The sequence below is a fragment of the Pseudoalteromonas maricaloris genome (assembly GCF_024746855.1).
In the GTDB taxonomy this organism is placed as follows: Bacteria; Pseudomonadota; Gammaproteobacteria; order Enterobacterales; family Alteromonadaceae; genus Pseudoalteromonas; species Pseudoalteromonas maricaloris.
This window is the reverse complement of record NZ_CP024625.1, coordinates 3,271,617-3,295,853: the sequence shown is the minus strand read 5'-3', so window position 1 is coordinate 3,295,853 and position 24,237 is coordinate 3,271,617. Positions and strand designations below refer to the sequence as shown.

The following is a 24,237-nucleotide window of genomic DNA, read 5'->3' as shown; positions in this document are numbered from 1 at the left end:
ATTCTTATTAATCATGTGGTTGCGCTGAGTCTTTGTGTCATCTTTTATTTACGGTTAGTGAGTGTTTACAAATGCTGTTATTGTTTTGAAAACAATAATTTTATATTTGATAGGGATGGTATAAGTTTTAGCGGTAATTTTGAGCGTATTTGTAGCTGTGTTTGTAATTTTTATGTAGTATTCACTGTGTTAAAAATGAGCGTTTGATATTTTGGAGATCATTTTTGTGGGAACTTTTAAAGATAGGCTGAAAATTAACCTATCTTTTCACGGTAGATGGCTAGTTTTGTATAGCTTTTAGGCGTCTGAGTTTGAGCTGTTCTTGAATAGTCTTTCCCTGATAGCCCATTGCGATGATCTCTTGTACGTCTATGTTGCGAGTTGCTAAAAAGTTCTGTGTAAGTTTGTCACAAAGCACGCGGAAATTATCACTTACCTTGCTACAAATATAACAAAAACGCGCTAATTTCTCAGGTCTGCGCCATGCGTCAATATTTTGTAATATAATAAGCCAATCCTCCGGTGTTTTATTTTCCTTGCTCAATAAATCGAGATTTGTGATGAGCTCTTTGCTGCTTTCTATGTAACTATTAGGTACTTTGAATCGTTTTGCTTGCGCTAACTGAACCAAGCTAGTACCCGAAAAGTAACAGGCAAGGCTGAATTGTGCTAACCCATCCAGCTCATCATTCTTTTCAAGTCTAGAGAGTGCGCTTTGGAATTTGTCATAGGCTGCTTCATCCCATGTTGGGATATATGGAGTGACATCATCAAGCGCACTGAGCCTCCAAATGGTATGTAGAAAGTGCCCCAAACCTTTATCTTGGATTGTCTTTTCTATTTCTAGCCAAATACGCTCTTTGGTTAAGGTTTTTAATTCACCGTTAGCAACCATGGTTCGCATAAGGTGCCAAGTTTCAGCGGCAATGGTGAAGTTGTATTCTTTATAGCGAGCTGCAAAACGCGCTACTCGCAGCACTCTAAGTGGATCTTCACTAAAAGCACTGCTCACATGGCGTAATATTCTGCTTTCTAAATCTTTTTGGCCGCCATAAGGGTCGATAAGTGAACCATCATCATCTTTAGCAATTGCATTAACGGTAAGATCTCGGCGAATCAAATCTTCTTCCAAGCTTATTTCTGGGCCAAAATCACAAATAAACCCAGTGTATCCTTGACCACTTTTACGCTCAGTGCGCGCAAGTGCGTGCTCATCTTTGGTCGTTGGATGTAAAAACACAGGAAAATCATTACCAACCTGCTGATAACCCAGTTTGCTCATTTGCTCGAGTGTGCTGCCAACGACGACATAATCTCTTTCTTTTATTGGGCGTCCTAGCAGTTCGTCTCTAACTGCACCGCCGACGAGGTAGATTTTCATTTTCTATGTTCCATTTTCTGCGATTCGAGGTTTTATCTTGAACCGGATTTTGCCATTATAGAGCGCATCATAACAATAAAGAGACAAGTCGTGTATTTACGCTATTTTGGGTTAACTGAAAAACCCTTCTCGATTGCTCCAAATCCTGAATTTTTATTCCTTAGCGAACGTCACAAGGAAGCACTTGCACACTTAACCTATGGGTTGGGTGACGCGGGCGGTTTTGTGCTACTGACAGGTGAAGTGGGAACGGGGAAAACCACAGTGACACGCAGCATGTTGGCTCAATTACCTGAATCAACGAAGGTTGCTTTTATACTTAATCCATCACTATCAGAGCTTGAACTGCTTGCGACGATTTGTGATGAGTTGGAAATTGACTATGACAGCAACAACGCCACGTTAAAATCGCTTACCGATGTGATTAAGCATAGATTGTTAGAGAACCATCATAGTGGTGGTCATACTATGTTGATCATTGATGAAGCTCAGCATTTAGCACCAGAGGTGCTTGAACAGCTTAGGCTGCTGACTAATCTGGAAACAGATCATAAAAAATTGCTACAAATTGTATTGGTAGGTCAGCCAGAGCTACAGCATTTGTTACAGCGCAACGAGCTACGTCAATTGGCACAAAGGATCACTGCGCGTTATCACTTGCTACCACTTAGCGAATCGCAAGTGTTTGCTTATATACAGCACCGACTGCAAAAAGCAGGTTGTCAGCAAGCGTTGTTTCACCACGATGCGGTAGCCTATGTACATCAAGTGACAGCTGGGATCCCAAGATTAATAAACTTGTTGGCCGACAGGTGTTTATTAGGTGCGTACTCGGCGTCACAAACTCAGGTAACGAAAGCAATCGCTGTTCAAGCTGCAAAAGAGGCGCTACCCACTAATTTAGTGCCAGTTGCAAGCCAAGAAAAAAATCGCGTGCCTTTATTGTTTACGGCTTGGCTTGGTGTGTTATTTGTTGCAGGCTTTGGCTTGGCAAAGTTGGTGTAGAGGGAAACATGTCGTATTTAACAAGTGCAATGAAACAGTCGCAACAAGGCGCAGATGCAGAGCAGGATTATTTGAGTCAACGTCAAGACGCCCAACTCATTTTCTATAAAAAGCTCGTTACCTATGCCGGTGCGGGTCTCTTGTCTCTGTCTTCACTTGGGGCGGGCTATTATATTGGTAAGATAACGACCCCCGCGGAAGTGCAACTAGCAGCAACGTCTAAAGTGGAGCCGAAAAAAGAAGAGCAAGCTAAGCTTGCTACAGATCTTGCGGTGGAGAATAATCAGCAGGTGAAAAAGGCTAATGTTGCTAGTCAAGAAGTGAGTACACCAACCACTACTTCAGCGACAAACAACACTGTTAATCCTAATCTAGCGGCGCAAACTGCTGAGCCTGAGCAGCATTTCCAGTGGGTGTCTGTGCAAATTGGTGTTGATAACCAAGGCAAGCCTTTATATCAACAACAATTGGTACCGGTAGATTCTGTTAAAGCTGTAGCTGTTGTTCCTGCCCCTGTCCCGACATCGGGTGCCATTCAACCTAATCAGGTTACTCAAGACTCATCTCCCGGAGAAATCCAAACGGCTGGTGAATATGCGGGCTACCGTGTATTTGGTGCTAAGCCAAAACCACAAGATGACGAACTTGCTGGCGTATCAGAAGAACTTAAAAAAGCCTTTGCCGAGGCGGTAAAAGAAACAGCACCGCATGAAGAGCCTGAGGTGCTTGCTACGACTAAGGACTCTGCTTCAGCTACGCCCATCGCGTTGTTGCCTGCTCAATTGCAAAATAGTATTCCAAGCTTGCGTTATCAAGCGCATATTTATGCTACTGACTCCCATGAGCGGTGGATAAAAATAAACAATAGACCTTTATATGAGGGTGATAGTCTAGGGGCTTTGACCGTTGTAGAAATTACACCAGAGCAAACACGTTTTGATTTTGACGGGATTGAATTCAGCCTTGAGGCAATGGAGGATTGGCCGCCTTCATATTAAGGCAGCATTGAGTGTTTAAAAAACCGAATAAGGTCAAGCTTGAATTCTTCAGGCTTGACCGCCGACTCTAGCTCATCATTTGCTTTTTTCGCACTTAAATCTATATCCTGAACTTCAATGTAATGCATGTGCTTAGCGTGATAAAACACTTTCACGACGGGCTTTAAAGGTGTTTTGGGGTTACTTTGGGCAATAACACCGACCTTACCACTAGTGAGTTTTACTAGGGTGCCCACAGGGTATACGCCAATGCAAGCAATAAACCGGCTTAGTAGTTGTTCGTCAAAATGGTGAGGGCAGCCTTCACGCATTAATTTAAAGGCTTTAATTGGTGTCATGCCCTCTTTATAGACGCGCTCGGCGGTCAATGCGTCATACACATCTACAATAGCGGCCATTCTGACATGCTGTGGTAATTCATCCGCAGTTTTGCCATAAGGATACCCTGTCCCATCGAGGCGCTCGTGGTGGTAACCCGCTATTTCGCAAGCAACTCGTCCAAGACCCGCATTGAGCAAAATATCAAAGCTATATTTAGCATGAGACTTCATGATGTGGTACTCATCAAGGCTTAATTTTCCTGGTTTATGTAAAATATCATCAGGAATTTCTATCTTACCAATGTCGTGGAGTAGCGCGCCTGTGGTCATTTCCTCGGTTAATTCTCTTGAGTAACCAAGGTGCTTACAGAAAATAGCCATTAAGATAGAAACATTAATAGAGTGCTCCAATAGATAGGCGTCTTTTTCTCTGATCCGAGCAATGCAGGAAAGTGCATCTTGATTGCGAAATACGGAGTCAATAAAGCCGCTTGCTGTTGCTTTAAAAGCCTCTATTTCTATCGCTTTACCCGCTTTAATATCCGCGAACGCTTTGCTTTGAATTGCTTTTGCTTCGTCGTAAAGCGTCACTGCGTGTTGCATTTCTGCGTCAACACTACACTTGGTTTGCCAAGGATCATGCTCTGGTTTATGCGGCTCTTCTATATTTTCATCATGAGGAGGTTCATCGTGAGGGTCGTGTTCTGAAAGGCGCTTACTGGGATCGACCGTTACCTCTAAAACACCACTCTTTTGTAGCTTTGTAATGCTTGTTTTCGTTCTCACCCAGCCCTTGGTTTTAATCGCAACTGAGCCTGTCTGCTTTGTCACACCGACAACAAACATACCCGGCTCTAAATCACTGATATTAATATTAATCTCTGGCATGAGGATTCCTTTAGTTGTGTCTTTAAGCGTAGCAAAGCTTGGTAAAATAGAAAGGATTAAAATATAAATATGATTGATTTTCCCCCAATAAACCCGCATCCTGAAAGAAACAAAAAGGAGTCTATCTTATGCGCTTATCTCCCTTGGCATTAGGTCTCATTGCCACTTTGTCTTGGCATGCGAATGCTAATTTGAAACAACAAGTTGCAGAGTCTATGCCTGAACTTGAATCTTTGTACCTACATTTACATCAAAACCCTGAGCTCTCTTATAAAGAAGAAAAAACAGCCGGGCGTTTGGCGGATGAAATGCGCAGACTAGGTTATGACGTGACTGAAAATGTGGGTGGTTTTGGTGTTGTCGGCATGCTCAAAAACGGTGATGGTCCAACGGTGATGATCCGAGCCGATACCGATGGTTTGCCAATTATTGAAGAAACAGGAAAGTCGTACGCATCAAAAGTTAAAGTGAAAGATGATGCGGGGAATTTGGTTGGTGTGATGCACGGTTGTGGTCACGACATCCATATGACCAGTTTAATCGGCACGGCAAAACAGCTAATGGCTAACAAGGAAAAGTGGCAAGGTACATTGATGTTAGTTGCTCAACCCGCTGAAGAAGTGGGGGGCGGCGCAAAAGCCATGTTAAAGGAAGGGTTGTATACTCAGTTTGCTAAACCCGATCATGTGCTTGGTTTGCATGTAAGTGCTGCGGTTCCTGCCGGTAAAGTGGCGATCGCACCGGGTTATGCACTGGCTAATGTTGATTCAGTTGACATCATTGTCAAGGGTAAAGGGGGGCATGGAGCCTATCCACATACTACCATCGACCCTGTGGTACTGGCCTCGCGGATTGTGCTAGGACTACAGACCATTACGTCACGAGAGATCTCTCCGTTAGAGCCGTCGGTGATCACAGTAGGCTCTATTCACGGTGGCTCTAAGCACAACATTATTTCAAACGAAGTGAAACTACAATTGACGCTACGCTCTTATAATCCGGATGTACGAGAGCAACAAATTGCGGCGATCAAACGTCTGACTGCAGGTATAGCACACAGTGCAGGATTGGAAGACAGTCTTGTGCCTGAGGTTATCGTTCATGAAAGCGAAAGCATTCCATCTACGTATAATAATCCGGAGTTGGCTGAGTTTGTAACTAGCGCCATTAAGCAGGAAATTGGTGCAGAAAATGTTGAACAATCTCAGCCTGTGATGGCTGGTGAAGATTTCGGCTTATATGGCCGTACTGATGACAATGTACCAATTACCATTTTTTGGCTAGGTGGTGTTAATCAAGCGGTATTCGATGCGGCACAAAAAAGCGGAGAGCCTTTACCTTCATTGCATTCTAGTAAATTTGCACCAGATTATCCTATTGCCATCGCAACTGGAGTAAGAGCGATGAGCAATAGTGCACTTGCTTTGTTTAATCAAAAATAAGCTTTATCTAGCATTTTTATCTCGCATAGTAAAAAGGTAGCCTCGGCTACCTTTTTAGTTTTTAGTCTTTATTTGCTGCAGCAAGCATTAACTCTCTATTGCGCTCTAGTTTTACCAGCATCGCATCTGCAATGGGCTTGAACTTAGCGAGCTCAGACTGAGGTAATGGCTCAGACTTCGGCAGTTTTACCGTTTTAGGATTTCGGTGTACGCCGTTCACCAAAAACTCATAATGAAGGTGAGGACCTGTCACGCGGCCAGTTGAGCCGACAGTACCAATTTTCTGTCCTTGCTTCACTTTTTGACCTGTCTTCACTGCACGTTTATTCAAGTGTAAGTACTTAGTCACATACTTGCTACCGTGCTGAATAAACACATAGTTACCATTGAGTTTATTGTAACCTGACTTGAGTACTTTACCGTTACCAGAGGAAACCACCGGTGTGCCTACGCGTGCTGCATAGTCTATACCATTGTGAGAAGATACTCGGCCAGTCACAGGGTGAAGGCGACGCGGATTGAAGCTGGAGCTGATATATTTGAAGTTAACCGGTGCTCTTAAGAAGGCTTTTTTCATGCTACGGCCTTCAGGGGTATAGAACTCGTCATCAGTATGACGAACCGCGCTGTAACGCTCGCCTTGATTGATAAATTCTGCGGCAATAATTTTACCATTACCGATTTCTTCACCGTCTACATAGTGCTTTTCAAACACTAATGCGAAAGAGTCGCCCTTACGAATATCGTTTGCAAAGTCGACATCCCAACCAAAAATATCGGCGAAGTTCATTATTTGACGTTCGCTAAGACCCGCTGAAATACCGGCGCTCCAGAAGCTGGAACTGATCTCGCCACCCGCTGATTTTTCGCGACTTTCAATTTCTTTGCTTTCGATTTTGGTTTCGTAACTACCCTCGTCGTTTAGGGTGACCAATAAGGTATCCGTTTTTGACAAGATGTATTTTAATTGAGCTAATTCACCACCATCATTGCTAGCAAAGCTAAGCACTTCTCCCGGGTGGATTTTAGTCAGCTTACGGGTTTCTGCGTTGGTATTGACCAGATTGTGTAACGTTTTGGCAGAATAACCTGCGCGTTTAAAAATCACGGCTAGGCTGTCGCCAGACTTCACTTCGTGGTCTTTAAATTCAAATACAGGTTGCTTAGGGGCAGACTCAGGCGTGATGACTGGCGCTGCATCTAATTCAGTAAGTTGCTCTGTTTTTTCTGATATTTTTACTGGCAACTCGTAACGTTTCCCAACTTCTAAAGCTTTTCCGTCATTGTCTTTTGAAGCCGTTGCTTTTTCAGAGGGGATCAGGGCAATTCCGACCATCGCAGATAGGAAGCCGATGATGAGCACTTTGTGCTTTTTGGGGAGCTTATGAACCACATGAACCATAATGCGCCTTTTCTGCTGTCAAGAATTATTGTAGATAATATTGCAGGATATACGTAATAAACCCGTAATACCAGCGTTTTGTGCATTTAAACTCGGATAAATATAGGCTAGAATCGAGCGATTACAAGTTATAGCTGTTGGAGTGAGAATAGTGGATTTAGAAACTGCATTTGCAGAGATTAGCCGTGGTGCAGAAGAAATTCTGTTGCAAGATGAATTAAAAGAAAAGCTGAAGTCAGGTAAAAAACTACGTATTAAAGCGGGTTTCGATCCAACAGCACCTGATCTGCATTTAGGACACACAGTGCTAATCAATAAAATGAAAACCTTTCAAGACTTAGGCCATGAGGTGATTTTCTTGATTGGTGATTTCACCGGTATGATTGGCGACCCAACGGGCAAAAATGTAACTCGTAAGCCACTCACTCGTGAAGATGTACTGGCAAATGCAGAAACATACAAAGAACAGGTTTTCAAAATCCTTGATCCTGCCAAAACCACCGTTGCATTCAACTCAGAATGGATGGAAAAATTAGGCACGGCCGGTATGATCAAGCTTGCTGCACGTCAAACTGTGGCGCGTATGCTTGAGCGCGACGACTTTAAAAAGCGTTATGCAAATGGCCAAGCAATCGCAATCCACGAATTCTTATATCCACTGGTTCAAGGTTGGGACTCGGTTGCATTAGAGGCGGATGTTGAGCTCGGTGGTACCGATCAGCGCTTCAACCTATTAATGGGTCGTGAGCTACAAAAAGACGAAGGGCAAAAGCCGCAAACCGTACTGATGATGCCGCTACTTGAAGGCACCGACGGCGTACAGAAAATGTCTAAGTCATTAGGTAATTACATCGGTATTACTGACGCGCCAAACGACATGTTCGGTAAAGTGATGTCGATTTCTGATGATTTAATGTGGCGTTACTACGAATTACTAAGTGCGAAAACACTGGATGATATCGCTGCACTTAAAGAAGAAGTTACGGGCGGCCGTAACCCTCGTGACATTAAGATTGAATTTGCAAAAGAAATGATTGCTCGATTCCACAGTGAAGCTGACGCTGAAGCGGCACATCAAGACTTTATCAAGCGTTTCCAAAAAAATGCCTTACCTGATGAGATCCCTGAAGTCACCGTAACTATTGAGGGCGAAAGCACGTTTATCACTAACTTGCTAAAAGAAGCGGGTTTAGTGGCAAGTACTTCAGAGGCGATGCGCATGATCAAGCAAGGCGCAGTAAAACTTAACGGCGAAGACAAAGTTACGGATACTAAATTAGAAGTTACCAAAGGTTCTTGCGAAATCTATCAAGTAGGTAAGCGTAAGTTTGCGAAAGTAACGGTAAACTAAATTAGTTTGCCTACACTTCTCTTAAAAAGGATAGGCTAGCGAGTGACTAGCCTTTTTAATTTGAGAAAAAAAGAGCGGTTATCGCTCTTTTTCAAGACAAGTCAATTCCCGCTTCAATTTCGCCTATTCCCACGCAAACTTTATTCTTAATTAAGCTGCAAAAATTGCCTTCAAACGTTGATTGATTTTGATCATAAACGTTATTCGAGTGTTGTTGAATGCAAGCAAGCTTATCAGAATTACACCTTGGCAGAGTTTACCCTAGCCAGTATGCTTAGGTTAGGGTTAATGGTGTAGCGCATACATGGAACAAATTGAGATATTCGAGATCCCAAGTCCGTGTAAGGGGATCTGTCAGGTAAATAATCGCGGTTATTGTAAAGGTTGCTATCGCAGTCGCGAGGAGCGCTTTGAGTGGAATAATTTGAATAACGAGCAAAAGCGTAAAGTTATCTCGTTGTGTCAGCAACGTTATAAAAGGTACCTGCAACGAAAGTCAAAATCAGAGCATATGGATGATGATCAAAAAGGGGAAAACTTCAAATTTGATATTTAGCTTTAAGCATTTTTATTATTCCTTGTCGCTCAAACTCCTCTAATTTTGCTTTGATAAGTGGAACTAGTTGTTCGTTACGCTTATGTACAAAGTGGAAACTTTCAACGACGGCTAAATTTTTTATCTGCAATGTTTCTTCATTTATGTTTTTTAGATGTGGCTTTAAGTGAAAGTCGAGTATCAATGCGCCTTCAACCTGTTTCTGCATGACTAAGTTAAGCTGTGCCACCGCGCTTTTAACGCCAATAACATAGGCTGTGGTATGGTGTTCAGCCAAATAAGTTGTTGCGACGGGATAGCCGCTGCGGACCGTTAATGATTTGATTTCGTTAAGCTCGCAGTGAGCACATAGGGTGAATAACTGTAAATTAAACTGAAATAAGGGATAGTCAATACGGCGCAGGTTTGGATACTCATTCTCCACACTGGCAACTCGAGCTAGCTGTCCGTCTAAGTTTCCTGCGTTGGCTGCAATTAAAGAGCCTTTATGATTAAACTCCTCAAGGCGTAACTCTATTCCGAGAGATTGATAAACCATTTCCATCAGCTCTATCACATAGAGCGCTTGTGGAGTTTGCGGTGGTTTATTGAAGCGCATAACTTTTGGCAGTTCATTAGTAGCGTGTGCAACAGTTGAAATAATCATTAGTAAACACAGTAATACGGTTTTCAATCCAACTCCTTCGGTGGGTCACTCAGCGATTTTTATGCATTTAAGTATACATAATTTTTACAATAAAGGGCACGCTATCGCGCTTTAATCAAAACTAGATTTTGCTGCAATAGACAGACAGCCTTGTGATACACTTGAGCTTTCCTTTGCTTAAAATTGAATGATGCGTAATGAGCTATAACCTGTGTTTACTACCTAGACAAGAAAAATACCAAATTCAACTTGAGTATGAGGCGTCGTTTTGGGCCTACCAAATAAAACGGGGCAAAAAAAGTAGAGAAGCGATTTATGACACCATCAATCAAAGGCCGTTGTCTGAACAGGACACGCTAAAGCAAAAGTTTGAGTATTACCTGAGTCTAATGCTTGCTTGATGCTGACAATTGAATTGCTCCCAGCCGTAATGACGCCGCTTGTTAATAAGTTTTATGCAGCAAACAAAGCACGGGGGCGAGCAGCAAAACACGACAAAGTGTGGGTTGCAAAAAATAGCAATGAAATTATCGCGGCTTGTCGTTTGCAACCGGTAGACGGATATTGGTTGCTGGTGGGCGTTTATGTTGCATCACAATATAGAAAACAAGGCATTGCGAAGAAACTAATTGAAACTGTGATTGCACAGTTTCGTAGTCAGCAGCCACAGCAGATAATTTATACTTTTGCTTACTGCCATCTTCATGACTTTTACAGCACACTTGGGTTTCAAAGCAATTCACTAGAGCTACCACCTGAACTTGCTTCTCGCTTATCTAGTTATCTTGGACAAAATCGTCAACTCGTGGCAATGTATTACGTCTAGTTAACAACCTCGGCTTTTTATGTTTCGCCTGTGTTTTATATTTTGCATTTGCCTATTTACTGCATTGGTAAATGCTGCACAAATTTCTCGACTTTCACCCGCTGAAGGATTGTCACAAAGTTACGTAAATACGTTGCTTATAGATGAGCAGGGCTATTTGTGGCTTTCTACCGAAGGAGGACTTAACCGTTACGACGGTTATCAAGTGCTGGACGTGAATGGACCAGATGGTGTGCTTGATAAAGTGCAAGTGAATTATATTTATCAGGACAACCTTGGTGGCATTTGGATCACCACGGGGATCGCGGGATTATTGCGATACGACCCCATGAAAGACGAGTATAGAAAGTACATAGAGCCCCCCTCCACAGAGGACGAGTTTTATTCCAATTTGGTCAATATCGTTTTGACCAAAGATGATGACCATATGTGGGTTGTGCGCACCAATGATGTCGCTATCCTCAATATCCATACAGGCAAACTTGAGAGTGAAGTGACTTTACCGCTAGATGAAGAAAGCGGTTTTATACGCGCCGTTTATCAACATCAAGACATCTTGTTTATCGCCACTTCAGAGCGCTTGTTTGCATATCATTTAACAACGAAAAAACTAAGACCCCTTGACCACCTTGCTCCCATTGATCATCCCTACCAAACAAATACTAAATCACTATTTATTTTAGACCAAGATACCTTGCTCGTGGGAGCGGTTCAGGGGATGTACGAGCTAGATATTTCTCAATTCCTAAAAGATTTTGACGCAGAGGTACCGTTTAAAACGCTGCTTCCTGAGCTAAACATATGGAAAATGCTCAGACATGATGAACACACCTTGCTACTTGGTACCGACAAAGGTCTTGTTTATTACACGATTGAAGATGGTAATGCGGTTCGTGATAAACGCTTGTCTACAAGCGTATTTTTACCATCAAATACCAGCGTTATCGATATTGTCAAAGACAACTATGGCGGGCTTTGGGTTGCGACCAAAGAAGATGGCGCATTTTACTTACCAGACAGCACGCTGGCGTTTGATAACGTTAGCGATCTTACCGTTGAAGGTGAAGGTTTTTCTCACAGTAATGTCTGGGCAATGCATGAATCTAATCAGTTCTTGTGGCTAGCAACGAATGATGGCCTAACACGATATAATCCAAAAACCAGAGAGACCAAACAGTTTCTAAAGGGTTACTTGGGTGACGAAATTCTCTCAGAGTTTATTATCTGGAAGATTGCGGAGTATAACAATAAGCTTTGGCTAACAACGGTGAAAGGATTGTTTGTCTTTGACCCTATTACTCATGAAGTGACAAGACCCAAGGCTAATAACCCAGAAGATAAAGAGATACTGACATCTTTTGTGAAAGGAGGGGAGTTGTTAGCTGACGGTAAGTTTTATTTCGTCAATAGTGACGTGGGGATGTTCGTTTATGATATTAATACAGCAGAGCTGACACACCTGACGAAGTCATTTGAAAATGTCGATCCGTTTCTTACTTATGGCTTCTACCCACCACTTCCAAACGAACCGCTTAAACCCCTTTACTACTATGCTGGCGTATTGCTGCAATATGATCCGCAGTTGGAAACGCTAACTGAGATCTATAAAGCGCCAAAGGCAAATAAGCATTTAGCGGTTGATATCACCACCTATACCATAGATAAAAATAATATCTTGTGGTTGTCGTTATCATCATTTGGTTTGATTGGTCTGACGCTAGACGGTTATGAGCCGATTTATAACATCGATTTAAAAGCCCATAAAATAGATACTTTGATGTATGAAATGCGCCAAGACAAAGAAGGAATGATTTGGATGTCATCTCACAAGGGAATTTGGCGTCTAGATCCGGATAATTTGCACTTACAACAATTCACCACCGAGGATGGCATACTTTCTAATGAATTTAACGGTGGCGCGTCCGTGATGTTGGAAGACGGTCGCATTGCGTATGGTATGTTAAAAGGGTTTGTGGTGTTTTCTCCTGATGACAATCGGCCTAAAAAGCCTTTACTTGATCATGTAAATATCACCAGCGTGGATTTAATCTCTCGCCCAAATCAAAAAGCCGGATTAAAGCAATTTGATCACATTGAACTTGAACATGACGATATTGGACTCGAAGTGTCATTCTCTGCGATGGCATTTAGCTATCAGGATCGGATCATTTATGAGTATCAAATATCCGGTGGTCAGAAGATCTTGAGCCGCAATCAAAATCGTGTGGTATTTCCTAAACTTAATCCCGGTGAATATGCATTAAAAGTGTGGGCCAAAGACCCATTAACGGGAGATTATACACCGCCTGCAAAATTAACCATTAATGTGAACTATCCCGCGTGGCGTTCACCCGTTGCGATTGCTGGATATGTGTTTCTCACGCTCTTACTACTGTCTCTTTGGAGCTATCGAAAGTATCGTGTTGAGCAACTTATTCTTGCCGCTCATAAGGAAACACAAGACCGCGAAGCTAGGTTGAAAATGGCGCTAGAGGGAAGTAACTCCGGTGTATGGGAGTGGCATGCGGGTAGTACCTTAATCTATCAGCCTCGATTAGTTACTGAACTCGACTACGAACTTGAGAGTGTCGGCTTGGACGATTACCTGCAAAAGATACATCCCTCGGATAGAGCCATGTTCCGCTTACAGTGGCTTGAGTTCGTCACAACGAACAAAGGGTTTATCGACTGTACTTATCGATTAAGAGACAGCAAAGGCCAGTGGCGTTGGTATAAGGATTTTGGCAAGGTACTTGAGTGGGATGAAGGTAATCCAACTCAGGTGGCAGGCACCTATACCAATTTAACGCGTGAACGTTTATTTGAAGAGCGTGCCGCATTATTTGGGGCTGCGTTTGAGCAGACCCGTGATTGGGTTATGATCTTAGACAAAAGACTGCGTATTCAGGCTTGTAATCGGGCGATGCAAAATGCCTTTAACCTTGACTCTATCCCATCATCAAGCACTGCGGTGAAGCTTGGGATGTCGAGACAAAAACGTATGATGTATCTACGCCAAACGTTGGCGTTGGCAGTACATCAACATTTGAGTTCAGAGGAAGTCGTTAGTCTGCCTAATGGTGATGAAAGAGACGTATTGATTAAGATTAGTGCCGTGGCAAATGGTGATGGCGAACTATACAGTTATGTTGTGGTGCTAACCGATATTAGCCAACAAAAGCGTACTGAAAAAGAGCTATATCAGCTCGCTAACTACGATTTACAGACGAAGTTGCCAAATAAAGCGCTATTGATGGATAGAGTGCAGCATGCAATCAAGCAGTCGCAGGCTCACGAGACACATTTTGCGTTGTTGGTAATCAAATTCAATCGCTTACAGAATCTATACGATATTTATGGTGCAGACTTTGTGGCCGAGCTGCTTCCACTGCTTGCAACGAAGCTACGCTGTTGCTTCCGAGAATTAGACAGTTTAGCAACGGGGCATGATAAGTCGTTTTATGTGTTGATGGAGCATCTCGATAACCCCGAAAAGGTGCATCAATATGTAGAGTGTTTAGTTCACTCATTTAGCACACCTTTGGAGGCTGCTGGACATACTGTGCAGATGCAACCTACGATAGGAATTGCAATGTACCCGGATGATGCGTCCGACGCTTTTGAGCTCAATCAAGCGGCTAAGGCGGCCCTTGAGCATGTCAATGTACAACAAGTTTCTAGTTATCAGTTTTTCCGCGAAGAGATGAATGGCAAGGTTAGGCGTTCTCGTGAAGTCGAACAAGCGCTTATGCGAGCACTCAAAAATGGTGAATTTAGTAATCATTATCAGCCAATTGTCGATGTACAAAGCGATACCTTACTTGGCTTTGAAGCGCTATTACGTTGGCCTGAAAATAGTGAGTTTTGCGCTCAAGAGTATGCGCTCGCAGCTGAACATGCTGGCGTAGTTACCGAGCTTACCCTGCAAACGTTATCTCGGGCATTGGTTGAATTGAGACACTGGCAAACCATTGAGCGCGATTTGTATATATCAATTAATCTATCTGCCATTGATTTTGAATCCTCGAGCTTAGTCGATAATATTCAACAAGCTCTAAGTCGCAGTAAAGTGTCTGGTCACTCAGTGGCTTTTGAGATAACGGAAACAGCTTTGCTTTCTAACGTTGATAGCGCCGTGAAAGTGATGAAAGAAATTAAAGCACTGGGCTGTCGTATCTATATGGATGACTTTGGGACGGGGTACGCCTCTTTGACCTATCTGCAACAATTGCCTATTGATGTCATCAAGATAGATAAAAGCTTTGTACAACAAATTGCTGAGGATCCTGAAAGCTATTTGATCATTCGCTCATGTGTAAATTTAGCGCATGGACTGGGATTAAAATGTGTCGCAGAAGGGGTGGAAAACGACCTACAGTATCAGCGAATTAAAGCTGAGCAAGTTGATTATTATCAAGGCTATCGCTTCAGCTTGGCGATTAGTGGTGAGCAGGTAGCGCAATTACTCTCTGAAACATCGCTGTAGCCTCTTTGGCTACAGCTTTTTACCGCAGTGGCGACAGTACATATGATGGACGCGTTGACTACTCATTAGTTTAATCGCTTGGTTTGCTTCTAATTGACTTAAGCCAAGTTCAATACGAAGGGCTTCTAAATGGGCCCTTTCACTTTTGTCGACATCGCCATCGACTAATGCATGCAGCACAGCCTCATTGAACGCATCTCGACGTTTGCGCATTTGGTCCGCAAAGCTTGAAGCTAAGAGACCGGTAGGGATCGCGACCATGCCCATACTGAGTAAAGTGATAAGACCCCCAAAAAATTGCCCGAGCGGGGTGATAGGCACTACATCGCCGTAACCCACGGTGGTTAGAGTAGCCATCGCCCACCACATGGCTTTAGGAATGGAGCCAAACTTATCCGGTTGCACATCGTGCTCAATCAGATAAATCCCGCAAGATGCCATGATAAGCACCACACTCATAATAAAAAAGGCAGCAAGTAATGAGCTCGACTCTTCTTTAAATGCTGCGAGTAGCAACTGCATAGCCCGAGAGTAGCGCGTCAGCTTAAAGATCCTGAGTAATCGAATAACACGTAAAAAGCGCAGATCAAAGGTGATAAAGGCCATTAATATGGTTGGTAAAATAGCGATGAGATCAATCACCGCCAGCGGTGAGATCAGATACTTTAGGCGCTTTTTCCAATTAGGTATATCCAAATGGCGGTAATCAAGTTTATCGACACAGCACCAAAATCTCAGTAAGTATTCGATGGCGAAGATGGTCACACTGACTAACTCTAGGGTTAGAAAGTAGTGATGGTACACACTTGCTAAGTCGCGCTCAGATTCCAACACGATAGCAACGACATTGGTTAAAATCAGGGTGATGAGGAAGATATCAACTGCGCGCCCGAGTCGGCGATATTGACCTGTAGCCTCGAGCACCGCGGCCGTTTTTTCTCTGATGTGAAGTTGCATCAAGTTGCCAGCATCCCTTATCTTTTTTGTGTTTAGTTTAAGTGTAACACCATCTGAATAGTGCCTTCCTCAAAATCTCGAGATACGGTAAATCCAAGCTTTTTGGCAAGGCCTATCATACCGCTGTTTTCTGGCAGGGTGATCCCTTCAATGCTTTGTACGCCCTGTTTACGACAGTGTTTTATAGCAGCTTCCATGAGTATGCGTCCAAGCCCAAGTCCTTGGCAATCTGAGCGTACCACTACGGCAAATTCAGCCACTTGGTTATCAGGGTCCATCAGCACGCGTGATACTCCAAGCGTTTGGTAGCTAGATTTATTAGGCACAGTGACGATAAACGCCATTTCTCGGTCGTAGTCAATTTGCGTCATTTTGGCGAGCTGTTCATGATTAAATTGCGGCAGTTCACCAAAGAAGCGGCGGTATCTATCTTCTTTACTTAAAGACTGATCAAATTCTTGGTGCGCTCTTTCATCCTCAGGACGAATAGGTCTCAAGGTTGCAGGGCGGCCATCTTTTAACGTCACGGTTTTTACCAGTTCTCGAGGGTAAGGTCGGATGGCCAAGCGTTTACGGCCAGATATCGGTTCGTATCGTCTGAGCGTAATACTGGCGTCGAGCACTTGGAACTGACCCGAGCAGGCCAAAATAGGATTGAGCTCCATATCAATGATATCGGGTTGGTCGACTACCATTTGAGACACTCGAGTGAGTAGGGCACACAGACGGTATTTATCGACCTTTTCAGGTAGTGCTCGCTCTTTGATAAAGCCTTTATCATGGGCGGCTGCAATCAGGTACTTTGCAAGGTTCATATTCAGTGGTGGTAATGCCACCGCAGCTTGCGAAAAATTAAGCCCGGTGCCTGCTTCACCCAGCAAAATAACAGGGCCAACACCGGGTTCGGTTTTTACCGCTATCCGTAACTCTTGTCCACCAGCGCGTTTTGCCATGCGTTGCAAAGAGAAGCCTTCTATTTCAGCTTCGGGGGCAGCCTCACGGATCCGTAGTAACATCGAAAATGCGGTTTGTTCTACTTCTTCGGCATCGTTGAGGTTGAGTACAACCCCACCCACTTCAGATTTAGAGGGAATATCATGGCTTATCAGTTTAAGTGCAACGGGGAAACCAAGCTGCTGAGCTTGCTCTTTTGCTTCTGAGGGGGTGAGTGCGATTTGCGTCTCTATACATTCTATATCGTAATTAGCCAGCACTTGAGAAGCCAAATGGGTCGCGAGTTTATTGGCGCCCGAGTTTAAAAAGTCATTAATTAAACGTTTACTTTGCAGGTGTTGCAGCTGGCCTTCATCACTGTAGGATTCTGGTGTTTGCGTGAGGTGTTTTTGGTTTCGACGGTAGCTCACCAAGTGCATAAAGGCGCCAACGGCACCTTCTGGGGTGCGATAAGTTGGGATCTTAGCGTTTGCACATACAAGCCTTGCAGCGTAGGCCGCTTCTTCACCCATAAAGTTTGTCATCACATAAGGGCGTGCCATTTTTGGAATTTTGGCTAGGGTCTGTGCAATGATCTCGGCATAAGCGGTACTTGGCGCAAGCGCTGAAGGAGTATGAATTATCAATAAGTTTTTGACTTCGTCAGCCTTTAATAAAATCTCTAGTGCTTGTTGGTAACGTTTTGGCGAGGAATCACCAAAAATATCTATTGGGTTACAAGCATGATCTGTTTGTGGGATCAGGGCGCTGAGCGCTTGCTTGGTCTGCTCGCTTAGCACCGCCAGTTTGCCTGAGTTCTGTAGTAAGGTATCGACCGCCATGATCCCAGGGCCGCCGCCATTGGTTAAAATGGTCAGCTGTTCTACTTGCAGCAATTTGGGGTGTAAAGCAAGGGTTTGAGTGGCAGCAAATAGCTCCCTAAGATCGTTTACCCTCAGCATACCTGCACGTTGGAACATGGCATCATAAACCGCGTCATCGGAGGTATTGCCACCGGTGTGATTCAGCGCAGCGATTGCACCAGCCTTGGTTTTTCCGGTTTTTATGGCGATGACGGGCTTACTAAATGCAGCGGCTCGAGCTGCGGAAATAAAGCGTCTAACATCGTCGATATTATCGATGTAAAGCAAAATAGCTTGGGTTTTTGGGTCCCGTCCAAGGAAATCAAGTAGTTCGTCGAAATCGATATCAAGACAATCCCCAACGGAAACAAAGTAAGAAAAGCCGATTTTTTTATGTTGTGCCCAGTCTAGTATGGTTGAACATACCGCCGCCGATTGTGAAATAAAAGCAAGCTTACCGGGTGCTGCAACGGTATGAGAAAAACTGGCATTAATACCCAAGTGAGGAATGAGTAAACCGAGACAATTAGGACCAAGTAAAGTGACCTTCGCTATTTTGGCAGCTTCTTTTAATTGTTGTTTGTGCTGATTATCAAGACCTGCCGCGATGATGATTGCATGTTGACAGCCAATATCACCAAGCTCATTGATGATTTGCACTAGGGTTTGTTTGTTGGTACAAATAACAGCGAGATCAGGGACTTTGGGGAGCTGTTTGATGGCGCTGTAGGCGAGCACTCCATGCACGGCGGTATGCTTTGGACTGACGGGCATAATGGGCCCTTTAAAACCGCCTTGTAGCAAGTTACGCATTACGATAAAGCCGGCGCGATCAGGATTGTTAGAAGCGCCAATCACTGCGATGGATTGGGGGTTAAAAAATTGGCTAATACGCTTTACACTCATACTGTTTCCTAGTTCAGCCGCAGCTCATAAGCACCACTCTACCATTTTGCTCGCGGTTTTCGAGTGCAATTAAGGTAGACTTTGATCTATCTCCATAATAATTGTTTGAAAACCATGACTGAGGCGTAACGTTGAGGACAGAGATATGTCTACTATGAGTAAATATTTGGCTCCTGCAGCTTTGCTATCACTAGCGGTGGTAGTGAGCGGTTGGATGGTAAAATCGACCATTCTAGAAGTGAAAGGAATGGAGCGAACGGTAAGTGTAAAAGGCTTATCGGAAAAGGAAGTAACGGCAGACACGGTGATTTGGCCCGTATTTTATCGTGATGCAGATAACGATCTGGAAGCCTTGGTGGAGCGCACGGAAAAGAAAAATGCGGCGATCCGCGCGTTCTTAACCTTGCATGGCTTTGATGCTTCAGAGCTTTCGATATCAGCGCCTTCCATTACGGATAAATACGCCCAAGAGTACGGTCAAAACAATCAAGGATTCCGCTATGTGGCAAAAGCCGGTGTGACTGTGTACTCCAATAATCCAGATAAAGTCTCGCAAGCACTAGGGCAGTTAAGTGAGCTGGCCAAGCAAGGTATTGCTATCACTAAAGACGACTATCAAAATCGGGTTGAATATTTGTTTACTGGTCTTAATGATATTAAGCCTGAAATGGTGCAAGAAGCCACACAAAAGGCACGAGAAGTGGCGGTCAAATTTGCTAAAGATTCCGACTCTGTGCTTGGCAAAATAAAATCGGCAAGGCAAGGACAATTTAGTATTCGCGACAGAGACAGTAATACGCCACAGATAAAAATCGTGCGTGTTGTGACGAGCGTGGAATATTACTTATCGGATTAAAACACGTATATTATGCGACCAAGCAATCGAAAGTGACGAATTCGTCAAAAAGCAAAGCCGTTTTTATCAAGGTGCTTTGCTTTTTTTATTTCTTGCCAATCAACAATTCGTTTTCGATTGGTATAAACTCACTGGCTGCACGGATCAGTGAAGCGGCGGTAAGCTGCGGCACGCCGTAAACTTCGACTCGGGTATGGTATTTATCTCTGAGCTTATTCGCGAGTAAATCAAAATCACCATCGCCAGTAACTAGAATTATCACATCGGATCCTGACGCGCATTCCATGGCATCAATGGTAATGCCAACATCCCAATCACATTTCGCGGAGCCATCGGCACGTTGAATATAAGGCTTTAGCTTCACTTCAAAGCCAATCGCTCGCAAGATATTTTGGAACTGTCTTTGTTTGTCGTTACCCCGTTCGCTGGAATAGGCAATAGCTTGATATATCTCGCGATTAGCCGTTGCTTTGCGCCAAAACGCATTATAGTCAAAGCCTGTTTGGTAGGCTTGCTTGGTAGTGTAATAAACATTTTGGGCGTCAACTAAAATGGTGACTTTTTCCATAATGGACTCTTCGCAATAGATTTGCTTTATGATAGCAAGATTAGCGTTTGTTTAGCCATTTACTCATCGCGGCATCATAGGCTTTTTTGATGGCACCGCCATCGCAAGGGCGAGGCGCAGTACGCCAATTCTTATTTAATCCTTCCGGTGTAGGAATACTCGGATCGGGCCTAACTTCAGCGTAACACAGGCCATTTTCACGGTAGACTGTGTATTGGGGCGTAGACTCGAGTTGCTCTCTTTGTATGCTCGCAGCAGTGGTTTGATGCGTTTTAGGTACGGTGAGCCGCTGTGGCTTTTCTTGGCTTTGGCTGAGTACAGCGTCACTCGGAGCGCGCTCTAAAAGTTGCTGACGAAATTGAGAGATTGCTTTGCGATGGTCTAATTTTTTAGGTTGCGTGACGACCACTGCTTTGGTTATGTGCTGGGTTGTACTTTCAACCGTAGGCTTTTTTGGTTCTGCTTGCGCAGTTTTTGGTACTTCAACTGTAGTGTCCGGCAGCGTCGGCTTTAACTCCTCTACTGGCTTATCTTCAGTTATCGTCGGTGTCTCAATACGCTCCATCTTGGGCTTGGCAGGCTCAATAACCAAATAGGTTTTCATTGCCTTAATTTCTACAGGCTTTGAGGGGATATAAATACTTTGCTGCAGATACCAGCCGAGCAGTAGATGCAGCACAATAGAGGCGATAATGGTGAAACTAATCAGGTTGTGTTGGAGCAGCCGCATTATTCTTATTAAATCCTTGAGTCATGCGGAGTTAGAGCTTAATAAAGACTTAATTGTTCCCTCAATAGGCAAATTAATCTGTGACTAATTGCGCGGAAATGTGTTTTAGCAAAGTGAGTTCACGTAAAACGGACATCCCTTTGTTATTCGCATCATTGAGTTTTGCTTCGTTATGCGCGATGGCTTGGTTTATGTTGATCCACACCGGCTTCATACCATTGGCGTGTTCATAATCCTCCATAGCTGGCGCATTAAATTCGCCACAGATCTCACAAACGTAGCAATAAGAAATAATATGCACATTGTCATGATCGGGTTTATACCAAGGGCGGTACTCTTCATAGCGGCCAAACGGCGTCAAACCTGTGATGGATACTGCACCCGTTTCTTCTTTTAGCTCGCGTTCCAATGCTGCTTCTAAGCTTTCACCCTCGTCGACGCCGCCACCTGGCAAGGTGTAATCGTCATAACGTTTGGTGTAAAGCATAAGGATGTCGTTGCCTCTAAGGACAATGGCGCGAGTGGTCTTTCTGGTAAAGCAGCTGCCTTGAAGCGGAATGACTGGGGTGTTGTTTAAGCTTTGCATGGGGTTTTAACTTCAATCTAGGTAACAAAGATGGGTTTACAAGGTGATACGCCAGCATAAAAGCGGCGTATCACGAATGAAGACATTAAAACGGAGCTGGGTACGCTTTAAATACCGTATCAATCTCGGCTAAAGATTCTGCACATAGCGGCTGTTCAAACGCTTGAATATTTTCTTTAAGCTGTGCCATGGTTGTCGCGCCGATGATGGTTGAAGTCACGCCATCGACTTGATTGCACCAAGCTAGCGCCAGTTGTGCTGCAGTCATATTAAATTCTTTGGCGATTTCTAGATACTTTGCAACGGCTTCTTGCGCTAGTTGCGTGTCTCTAAATAGCCCTTGCCTTTGCACTAAGGTAAAGCGGCTGCCTTCAGGTCTTGCGCCCCCTAAATATTTACCGCTCAGCATCCCACCAGCCAGTGGCGACCAAGGTAAATAGGCAATATCTTCGTTTACGCAGCTCTCAATTAAGTAAGGCCAATCTTTGGCATGTAGCAAGCTAAACTCATTTTGAATTGAAACCGGCTTCGGTAGGTTGTGCTGCATCGCCAAATTAAGGTAAGTGTGAATGCCCCAAGGCGTATCGTCAGAAAGACCCCAATGGCGAATTTTACCTGCTTGAATACAGCTCGCTAAGCCTTCTAAAATATCTAGCATGCCAGCGCGTTCTTCGTCGCGGTCAAGCGCGCTCAAAGGCACCATGCCTGGCCATTGTTTACCAAAGTGCGGTGAAGTACGGTTTGGCCAATGTAGTTGGTAGAGGTCGATATAGTCGGTATTCAGGCGCGCTAAAGAATCATCCACTGCTTGGATCACTGATTGTCCCGTAATAGGGCCGCCTTCACGGATCCAAGGCAAACCGCTTCCCGCAATCTTGGTTGCAAGCACGAGCTTTTCGCGCTTTTCTTGGTGGCGCTTTAGCCAATTGCCAATGATGGCTTCGGTTTTACCATAGGTTTCAGGTGAGGGAGGGACCGCGTACATTTCAGCGGTATCAATGAAGTTAATACCACGGCTTAGTGCATAATTGATTTGCTCGTCGGCATCATGCTGGTTGTTTTGTACGCCCCAAGTCATGCTTCCTAAACAAATGCGCGAAACTTCTAATGGGCTACTACCAAGTCGTGAGTACTTCATGCAGGCTCCTGATTGATTGCTGAATGATTAAATATAGCCAAAGTGACGGATTTAGTACTTTGAACTGTATTGATATTGTTAGCATTATCTCTGTTTTGCAGTGCAACTTGCAACAGACATCCACACAAGTATAGCCCAGAACACTAAGGCCTATGTTCAAGATTGCAACAGTTGGAAAATTAGCACATAATAAACACTGTTTATTTAGACAGTGTTTTAACGTGCGTAAATTTATTCATATTGATATGGACGCGTTCTATGCATCAGTAGAAATGCGCGATAACCCCGAGCTTGCAAAGGTGCCAATGGCGATTGGCGGTCGCAGCCATCGCGGGGTGCTATCCACGGCTAACTATATTGCTCGGCAATATGGCGTGCGCTCGGCCATGTCGAATTATCAAGCGAAAAAACTCTGCCCTCAGCTGGTGATTGTACCTGGGAGAATGGAGGTCTATAAGGCAATATCGCAACAAATTCGCGCTATTTTTGCCCGCTATACTGAGCTAATTGAGCCACTGTCCTTGGATGAAGCTTATCTAGATGTCACAGAGTGCCAGCAATGTAATGGCAGTGCAACGCTTATCGCCGAGCAGATCCGAGCGGATATATTTGCAGAAACGGGCCTTACGGCTTCGGCGGGAATTGCGCCAATCAAGTTTTTAGCCAAAATTGCCAGCGATGAAAACAAGCCCAATGGTCAGTGTGTGATCCCGCCTCACCAAGTGAGCGCTTTTATTGATGCGTTACCCCTTAAAAAAATTCCGGGCGTAGGTAAAGTGACTCAACAACGTTTGCTAGCCATGGGACTTGAGTATGGCCGAGATATTAAGGGACTGTCTGAAACTCAGTTACGCCAGTCATTTGGCAAGTTTGGCGCTGTATTATGGCGGCGTTGTCAAGGTATTGATGAGCGCCGAGTTGAGACCGATAGAGTGCGCAAATCGATAGGCGTTGAAACCACATTTGCAGAAGACACGCTTGACCTTGATACTTTAAAACAAGTCATAAAAGAAAAGTTGTTACCTGAACTGACTCGCCGAGCACAGCCTTATATACAGCGCGGCTTTAATAAGCTTGGCGTTAAAGTGAAGTTTTACGATTTCACCCAAACCACCAAAGAATGCCAATACCAGCATATTGATTTGCCCGTTTTCGAGGAGCTATTGATTGAAGCAATGTCACGACAAAAGTTTAAACCCGTGCGCCTCGTGGGCTTGCACTTGGGGCTAAATGAAAATTCTAACACACAAGCTCAACTAGGGCTTTTTGATGGCTAATTCTGACCTACCTAGACTAAAAGATAACTGCAATTAGTTTAATTTGTGCTAGCTTCGAAGTTGTCGTGCAACAAACTAATCACGCGAACTGCGTGCAATTAAAACAACAACAAGAGGTAAGC

20 protein-coding genes are annotated in these 24,237 nt (G+C 44.0%); 10 read left to right on the top strand and 10 right to left on the bottom strand.

What is annotated here, in order from left to right:
- Window positions 1-280 precede the first annotated feature (280 nt).
- Window positions 281-1,381: a tRNA nucleotidyltransferase gene (locus CTT31_RS14540; protein ID WP_260491507.1), complete on the bottom strand. Its 1,101-nt coding sequence runs from the start codon at window positions 1,379-1,381 to the stop codon at window positions 281-283.
- A 90-nt stretch (window positions 1,382-1,471) separates the two neighbouring features.
- Between CTT31_RS14540 and CTT31_RS14535 the strand changes: the two genes are divergently transcribed.
- Complete coding sequence (locus tag CTT31_RS14535) at window positions 1,472-2,386, top strand: ExeA family protein (RefSeq protein WP_130125811.1); 915 nt, start codon at window positions 1,472-1,474, stop codon at window positions 2,384-2,386.
- Between the two features lie 8 nt (window positions 2,387-2,394).
- A complete protein-coding gene (locus CTT31_RS14530) occupies window positions 2,395-3,384 on the top strand; it encodes a general secretion pathway protein GspB (RefSeq protein ID WP_260491506.1) in 990 nt (329 codons plus the stop codon).
- Here CTT31_RS14530 and CTT31_RS14525 read toward each other — a convergent pair.
- Window positions 3,381-4,592, bottom strand: a complete 1,212-nt coding sequence (locus tag CTT31_RS14525; protein WP_211858497.1) for an HD-GYP domain-containing protein — start codon at window positions 4,590-4,592, stop codon at window positions 3,381-3,383. The genes CTT31_RS14530 and CTT31_RS14525 overlap by 4 nt on opposite strands.
- A 128-nt stretch (window positions 4,593-4,720) precedes the next feature.
- Here CTT31_RS14525 and CTT31_RS14520 point away from each other — a divergent pair, with 128 nt between their 5' ends.
- The gene (locus CTT31_RS14520; protein ID WP_039493939.1) at window positions 4,721-6,034 is read left to right on the top strand and encodes a M20 metallopeptidase family protein; all 1,314 of its coding nucleotides are present in this window, start codon (window positions 4,721-4,723) and stop codon (window positions 6,032-6,034) included.
- 61 nt (window positions 6,035-6,095) lie between these two features.
- Here CTT31_RS14520 and CTT31_RS14515 read toward each other — a convergent pair whose 3' ends face one another.
- Window positions 6,096-7,436 carry a peptidoglycan DD-metalloendopeptidase family protein gene (locus tag CTT31_RS14515; RefSeq protein ID WP_010374659.1) on the bottom strand — a complete coding sequence of 447 codons (1,341 nt, stop codon included), beginning with the start codon at window positions 7,434-7,436 and terminating at the stop codon, window positions 6,096-6,098.
- Between the two features lie 151 nt (window positions 7,437-7,587).
- On the opposite strand from CTT31_RS14515, the gene tyrS reads away from it, so the two are divergent.
- Together tyrS and CTT31_RS14505 are read left to right on the top strand one after the other, a co-directional pair.
- Window positions 7,588-8,787, top strand: a complete 1,200-nt coding sequence (gene tyrS, locus CTT31_RS14510) for a tyrosine--tRNA ligase (protein WP_260491505.1) — start codon at window positions 7,588-7,590, stop codon at window positions 8,785-8,787.
- A 304-nt stretch (window positions 8,788-9,091) separates the two neighbouring features.
- Window positions 9,092-9,343, top strand: a complete 252-nt coding sequence (locus tag CTT31_RS14505) for a DUF1289 domain-containing protein (RefSeq protein ID WP_017216497.1) — start codon at window positions 9,092-9,094, stop codon at window positions 9,341-9,343.
- On the opposite strand, the gene CTT31_RS14500 is transcribed toward CTT31_RS14505, so the two are convergent.
- Window positions 9,327-10,016, bottom strand: coding sequence for a type 2 periplasmic-binding domain-containing protein (locus CTT31_RS14500; protein WP_010374665.1), 690 nt, complete (start codon window positions 10,014-10,016; stop codon window positions 9,327-9,329). The two genes, CTT31_RS14505 and CTT31_RS14500, sit on opposite strands and share 17 nt — an antisense overlap.
- Before the next feature lie 170 nt (window positions 10,017-10,186).
- Between CTT31_RS14500 and CTT31_RS14495 the strand changes: the two genes are divergently transcribed.
- Genes CTT31_RS14495 through CTT31_RS14485 form a run of 3 tightly spaced genes read left to right on the top strand, consistent with a single transcriptional unit; the run spans window position 10,187 to window position 15,301 of the window.
- A complete protein-coding gene (locus CTT31_RS14495) occupies window positions 10,187-10,390 on the top strand; it encodes a DUF3283 family protein (protein ID WP_010374667.1) in 204 nt (67 codons plus the stop codon).
- On the top strand, window positions 10,390-10,815 hold the full coding sequence (locus CTT31_RS14490) for a GNAT family N-acetyltransferase (RefSeq protein WP_260491504.1): 426 nt from the start codon (window positions 10,390-10,392) through the stop codon (window positions 10,813-10,815). The genes CTT31_RS14495 and CTT31_RS14490 overlap by 1 nt, the downstream gene beginning before the upstream one ends.
- A 19-nt stretch (window positions 10,816-10,834) precedes the next feature.
- Window positions 10,835-15,301 (top strand): EAL domain-containing protein, encoded by a 4,467-nt coding sequence (locus CTT31_RS14485; protein ID WP_260491503.1) that lies wholly within the window; start codon window positions 10,835-10,837, stop codon window positions 15,299-15,301.
- Window positions 15,302-15,310: 9 nt separating this feature from the next.
- Here CTT31_RS14485 and CTT31_RS14480 read toward each other — a convergent pair whose 3' ends face one another.
- Entirely contained in the window at window positions 15,311-16,258 is a 948-nt protein-coding gene (locus CTT31_RS14480; RefSeq protein WP_039493932.1) for an ion transporter, read from the bottom strand.
- A 32-nt stretch (window positions 16,259-16,290) separates the two neighbouring features.
- The gene (locus CTT31_RS14475) at window positions 16,291-18,960 is read right to left on the bottom strand and encodes a bifunctional acetate--CoA ligase family protein/GNAT family N-acetyltransferase (protein WP_130125815.1); all 2,670 of its coding nucleotides are present in this window, start codon (window positions 18,958-18,960) and stop codon (window positions 16,291-16,293) included.
- Window positions 18,961-19,105: 145 nt separating this feature from the next.
- Between CTT31_RS14475 and CTT31_RS14470 the strand changes: the two genes are divergently transcribed.
- Entirely contained in the window at window positions 19,106-19,816 is a 711-nt protein-coding gene (locus tag CTT31_RS14470; RefSeq protein ID WP_010374677.1) for an SIMPL domain-containing protein, read from the top strand.
- 85 nt (window positions 19,817-19,901) lie between these two features.
- Here the strand turns inward: CTT31_RS14470 and CTT31_RS14465 are convergent, their stop codons facing one another.
- The 4 genes from CTT31_RS14465 to CTT31_RS14450 all read right to left on the bottom strand — a co-directional run bounded on the left by CTT31_RS14465 (window position 19,902) and on the right by CTT31_RS14450 (window position 22,838).
- Window positions 19,902-20,384: a LabA-like NYN domain-containing protein gene (locus CTT31_RS14465; protein WP_260491502.1), complete on the bottom strand. Its 483-nt coding sequence runs from the start codon at window positions 20,382-20,384 to the stop codon at window positions 19,902-19,904.
- 40 nt (window positions 20,385-20,424) lie between these two features.
- Window positions 20,425-21,114, bottom strand: a complete 690-nt coding sequence (locus CTT31_RS14460; protein WP_260491501.1) for a hypothetical protein — start codon at window positions 21,112-21,114, stop codon at window positions 20,425-20,427.
- Between the two features lie 73 nt (window positions 21,115-21,187).
- Window positions 21,188-21,700, bottom strand: a complete 513-nt coding sequence (locus tag CTT31_RS14455) for an NUDIX hydrolase (RefSeq protein ID WP_211858491.1) — start codon at window positions 21,698-21,700, stop codon at window positions 21,188-21,190.
- An 85-nt stretch (window positions 21,701-21,785) separates the two neighbouring features.
- Window positions 21,786-22,838, bottom strand: coding sequence for an aldo/keto reductase (locus CTT31_RS14450; protein ID WP_211858489.1), 1,053 nt, complete (start codon window positions 22,836-22,838; stop codon window positions 21,786-21,788).
- 221 nt (window positions 22,839-23,059) lie between these two features.
- Between CTT31_RS14450 and dinB the strand changes: the two genes are divergently transcribed.
- The gene (gene dinB / locus CTT31_RS14445; protein WP_463201851.1) at window positions 23,060-24,115 is read left to right on the top strand and encodes a DNA polymerase IV; all 1,056 of its coding nucleotides are present in this window, start codon (window positions 23,060-23,062) and stop codon (window positions 24,113-24,115) included.
- Window positions 24,116-24,237 lie beyond the last annotated feature (122 nt).